Here is a 5,251-nt window from a genome sequence, read left to right on the forward strand (position 1 = left end):
TCGGCGATCCTCGCCTGGTTCGAAAAATACAAGAAGGGATGGACGCCGGCCGCCAAGGATTGATCGCCGGCCGGCGCCCGCGCGCCGATCATTTGGTCGTATAGCCGCCATTCACCAGGATCGTCTGCCCGGTCATCCACCAGCCGTCGGACACCAGCATGCGGATCCACGGAACGATGTCGGCGATGTCGGTCAGGCCCGTCTTGGTAAAGGCCGACAGCGCCGCCGCGGACTTGTGATACGCCTGCGCATCGGCGGCTTCGGCGGGATAGAAGAAGGGCGTGTCCATCGGCCCCGGACCGATGGCGGTCACCGAAATGCCGCGCGCCCCGAATTCCTTCGATGCGGCGCGGGTGAAATGCTCGACCGGCGCCTTCGTCCCGGCATAGGCGGCATAGAAGGGCGTGTAGGCGCCGAGCAGCGAGGTGACGAGCGTGCAGATCTTGCCATTGTCGTTGAGGTGCTTGCCCGCTTCCTTCAGAAAGAAAAAGGCGGTCTTGCTGTTGACCGCGGTCATCGCGTCATATTCTTCCTCGCTGATCTCGACGAACGGCTTCTTCAGCACCTTGCCGACCGTGTTGATCGCGATGTCGGGCCGGCCGATCGCCGCGATGGTATCGGCGAACAGCTTTTCCATGGCGCCGGCGGGGGTCAGGTCGGCCTGAAAGGCCACCGCTTCGGCACCGGCGGCGCGGATCGCCGCGACCGTCGCCTCGGTTTCGGCGGCCGCACCCGCGCTGTTATAGTGAACCGCAATCGCCTTGGCGCCCTGCTCGGCCAGATCGCGCGCGACCAGCGCGCCCAGATTCTTGCCGCCGCCGGCGATCAGCACGGTCTTTCCCTTGATGCTGTGGTCGACCATAGTCTTGTCCTTTCAGTCTGTTGGGCGGAGCTCCGCCCCGGAGGAGGGACGATCAGCTAGGCATGTTCGACCTTGCCCGCTTCCCGAATCCGGCGCAGTTTTCAAATCGGGCACATCGAGTCGTGGGGACTCGCAAGGAGCTTGATTGACCAACCAGCACCCCGGTCCATGGGACGGCAGCCGGCCGCTTTCACCGCGGCATGTGGTGCGGCGCGCGCACGCGATGCTTGGCCGGATGGACGTCGTCGCCGCCACCGAACAACTGGCTCTGCCGACCGATTGGACCATCGAACAGGATCGTCACACGATCATCGTCCACCTCGCCGGCCGGCTCGACCGCATGGAATGCGTCTTTTCCAACGGACCGTCGGCGCGCGCCTTGCCCGCTCCCGGCGACATCTGGATGGTGCCGGCCGCCTCGCGCTACGCCGCTCTCGCGCAGGGCGGGTTCGCACGGTTCGTCGAAATCGGCCTGCCCCCGCCGCTCCTTGCCGGCGGCGAATTTCCGGCGCGCGTCCGGCACCGCGACCCCTTTCTTGCCGCCGCCGCCGCGCGGCTTGCCGAATTGATCGCCGATCCGGCCGACGATGTCGGCGCCATGGCCGCGCACGCGATCGCCCACGGAATCGAACTGCATCTCCGCCACCAATATGGGCGCCCGGCGGCCCCGCCCCCGCGCCGGCCCGCATTCGATACGCAAGACCGCCGCCTTCTGGCCGATGCCATCCATGCGACGCTCGACGATCCGCACGATCTGGAAAGCCTCGCGGCGCTCGTCGGGATGGACGTGCGGCGCTTCACCGCCGCCTTCCGCACCGCCTTCGGATGCTCGCCCTGGCAATATATCCTCGATGCCCGCCTCGCAGAGGGCGCGCGGCTATTGCGCGAAGGCGACCGGACGATCACCGACATCGCGCTATCGACCGGCTTTGCCACACCAAGTCATTTCACGACGCGCTTTACGCGCCACTTCGGCGTTCCGCCTTCGCGCTATCGCAAGCTGGCGAGCGGATAGGCGGGCGCCTCTCGCCCTCGCTGCTCCACGGCGGTTCCAATTGCCGCGCATCCTGCTAGGGTCGGCGCTTCCCCAACCAACGGAGCCCGCTCCCCTGATGTTTCTGCGCCCTCTCGCCGCCCTGCTCGCTGCCGCCTTTGCCGTCCCCGCGCTTGCGCAGGATATCAGCACCGCCAATCTGACCGAGACTGTCCGCACCCTCGCGTCGGACCAGTTTCAGGGCCGCGCCCCCGGAACGGTCGGCGAAGAGCGTACCGTCGGCTATCTGATCGGCCGGCTTCAGGCGCTCGGGCTCGAACCCGCCGGCCCGAACGGCGAATGGACGCAGCCCGTGCCGCTGCTCCATACGCGCCTCGGCACCCCGACCGCGCTCGCCTTCGACCGGCAGGGCAGCGCCACCCCGCTCACCCTCGGCACCGACATCTATGTGTCGAGCCAGCAGGACAAGGATGTGGCGGCGATCGCCGATGCGCCGATGGTCTTCGTCGGCTACGGCGTCCACGCGCCCGAACGCGGCTGGGACGACTTCAAGGGCGTCGACCTCAAGGGCAAGGTCGCGGTCTTTCTGGTCAACGATCCGGATTTCGTCGCAACGAAGGGCGAAGACAGCTTCGGCAAATTCGGCGGCCGCACGATGACCTACTATGGCCGCTGGACCTACAAGTTCGAAGAAGCGGCCCGCCGCGGCGCCATCGCGGCGCTGATCGTCCACGACACCGACGGCGCAGGCTATGGCTGGAACGTCGTGAAAAGCCCCGGCGGCGAAAACTACAGCCTCGTCGTACCACCCGAAAAGGCGACCAGCCTTGCGCTTCAGGGCTGGATTTCGAGCGAAGCCTCGACCCGGCTGTTTGCATCCGCCGGTCAGGATCTCGCAAAGCTGCGCATTGCCGCCCGGCGCAAGGATTTTCGTCCCGTCGACCTCGGCACCGGCTTTCGGGCGTCGATTCCGGTCACGCATGAAGTCGTGCGCAGTCAGAATGTCCTCGCCAAAATCTCGGGCACCGACCGTGCCGACGAGGTCGTGATGTATGGCGCGCATTGGGATGCCTATGGCGAGGGCAAGCCCGACGAAAAGGGCCGCATCTACCGCGCGGGTGCGAACGACGACGCGCTGGGCGTTGCGGCGCTGATCGAAATCGCGCGCGGTTTCAAGGCCGCACCGCCCACCGATCGCACCCTGCTTTTCGCCTTCTGGACCGCCGAAGAGCGCGGCCTTCTCGGGTCGGAGGCCTATGCGCAGGCGCCCGTCTATCCGGTTGAAAAGACGGTGGCGAACCTTGGCATCGACATTCTTCAGACGGCAGGCAAGTCAAAGGACGTCATTCTCGTCGGCAAGGGCCAGGGCACGCTCGAGGATGATCTTGCCCGCGTCGCCGCGATGCAGGGCCGCACCGTGTCGCCCGAAAGCCTCCCCGAACGCGGCCTCTTCTTCCGCGCCGACCATTTCAGCATGGCCAAGCGCGGCGTCCCCGTGCTGCTGCTCATGGGCATCGCCGGCGTGTCCGACCTTGTCGACGGCGGCAAGGAAGCAGGGCAGAAATGGGTCGATGACTATACCGGCCGCTGTTACCATCAGGCTTGCGACGCGTGGGACGAAAGCTGGAATCTGGCGGGCGCCGCGCAGGATATCGCGCTCTTCTACACGATCGGCGACGAACTCGCGCGCTCGGGCAAATGGCCCGGCTGGAAGAGCGGCAGCGAGTTCAAGGCGCTGCGCGACCAGACCGCCGCCACCCGCAAATAGCATCTTGGCTGCGAGGCGGCCCGGGCGGCCGGGAGGAGAGAGGACGCCCCGTCGCCGCGCCTTGCCCGGCGCTTCGCCTGCGTATAACTCCGGCCCATGACCACCGACAAGATCTACATCAGCGCCAACGACCTTCTTGCCGACTCGTTGCGGCTCGGGATGCAGGTGATCGACAGCGGCTTTGCGCCGACACATCTCGTCGGCATCTGGCGCGGCGGGGCGCCCGTCGGCATCGCGGTGCAGGAATTGCTCGAATATCATGGCGTTCACAGCGACCATATCGCGATCCGCACCTCCTCCTATCACGGCATCGACCGCCAGGACACGCAGGTGAAGGTTTTCGCGCTCGGCTATCTGATCGATACGCTCGATCCCGAGGACCGGCTGCTCATCATCGACGATGTTTTCGACAGCGGTCGCAGCATTCGGGCCTTTCTGGCCGAACTCAGGGCGCGATGCCGCCACAACATGCCGCGCGATATCCGGATCGCGACCGTCTATTACAAACCGCGCCGCAACGTCACCGATCTCAAACCCGACTTCTTCATCCATGAAACCGACCAATGGCTGATCTTCCCGCACGAAATCGACGGGCTGACGATCGACGAAATACGCCGCCACAAACCCGAGGCGGCGATCATCCTGCGCGAAGAAACGGAGACGCCGCATGGCTGACGATTTTGCCACCCCCGCAGACCGGGCGGCCTTCATCGCCGCGCTCCCCAAGGCTGAGTTGCACCTGCATATCGAAGGATCGCTCGAACCCGAACTGATGTTCGAACTCGCGCAGCGCAACGGCATCGCCATCCCCTTCGCGACCGTCGATGATGTCCGCGCGGCCTATGCCTTTTCGAACCTGCAGGATTTTCTCGACATCTATTATCAGGGGATGGGCGTTCTGCAGACCGAACAGGATTTCTACGACCTGACGGCCGCCTATCTCGCGCGCGCGCATGCCGATGGCGTTCGCCACAGCGAAATCTTCTTCGATCCGCAGGGCCACACGGCGCGCGGCATCCCCTTCGCGACCGTCATCGGCGGCATCACCCGCGCGCTCGACGATGCGCAGGCCCGGTGTGATATGAGCTCGCGGCTCATCATGTGTTTTCTGCGCCATCTCAGCGAGGAGGAGGCCGAGGCGACGCTCGACGAAGCGTACCCCTGGCTCGACCGGATCGACGGTGTCGGCCTCGATTCGTCCGAAGTCGGCCACCCACCCGCCAAGTTCCAGCGCGTCTTCGCCCGCGCCCGCAACCTCGGCCTGCGCCTCGTCGCCCATGCCGGTGAGGAAGGGCCGCCCGAATATGTCCGCCAAGCGCTCGATCTGCTGGGCGTCGATCGCATCGATCACGGCAATCGCAGCCTCGAGGACGAAGCCCTCGTCGCGCGGCTCGCCGATGACGCGATGTGCCTGACCGTGTGTCCGCTTTCCAATCTCAAGCTTTGCGTCGTCGACGACATGACCGCGCATCCGCTCAAGACGATGCTGGACGCCGGGCTTCTTGCCACCGTGAACAGCGACGACCCAAGCTATTTCGGCGGCTATGTGAACGCCAATTACACCGCCGTCGCCGATGCGCTCGATCTGTCGCGGGACGAGCTTGTCACGCTCGCCCGCAACAGTTTT

The 5,251-nt window shown here is 65.6% G+C and carries 5 protein-coding genes; 4 read left to right on the forward strand and 1 reads right to left on the reverse strand.

Annotated elements, in window-relative coordinates:
• Positions 1-88: 88 nt before the first annotated feature.
• Positions 89-862: an SDR family oxidoreductase gene (locus tag ABS88_RS05045; RefSeq protein WP_003043164.1), complete on the reverse strand. Its 774-nt coding sequence runs from the start codon at positions 860-862 to the stop codon at positions 89-91.
• 145 nt (positions 863-1,007) lie between these two features.
• Here ABS88_RS05045 and ABS88_RS05050 point away from each other — a divergent pair, with 145 nt between their 5' ends.
• The 4 genes from ABS88_RS05050 to ABS88_RS05065 all read left to right on the forward strand — a co-directional run.
• Positions 1,008-1,877: a helix-turn-helix transcriptional regulator gene (locus ABS88_RS05050; protein ID WP_286749330.1), complete on the forward strand. Its 870-nt coding sequence runs from the start codon at positions 1,008-1,010 to the stop codon at positions 1,875-1,877.
• Between the two features lie 97 nt (positions 1,878-1,974).
• Complete coding sequence (locus ABS88_RS05055) at positions 1,975-3,624, forward strand: M28 family metallopeptidase (protein WP_286749331.1); 1,650 nt, start codon at positions 1,975-1,977, stop codon at positions 3,622-3,624.
• 96 nt (positions 3,625-3,720) lie between these two features.
• Positions 3,721-4,299: a phosphoribosyltransferase gene (locus tag ABS88_RS05060; protein WP_286749332.1), complete on the forward strand. Its 579-nt coding sequence runs from the start codon at positions 3,721-3,723 to the stop codon at positions 4,297-4,299.
• On the forward strand, positions 4,292-5,251 hold a 960-nt coding region (locus ABS88_RS05065; protein WP_286749333.1), incomplete at its 3' end, for an adenosine deaminase. The genes ABS88_RS05060 and ABS88_RS05065, both read left to right, overlap by 8 nt.

The organism is Sphingopyxis sp. SCN 67-31 (genome assembly GCF_001725095.1).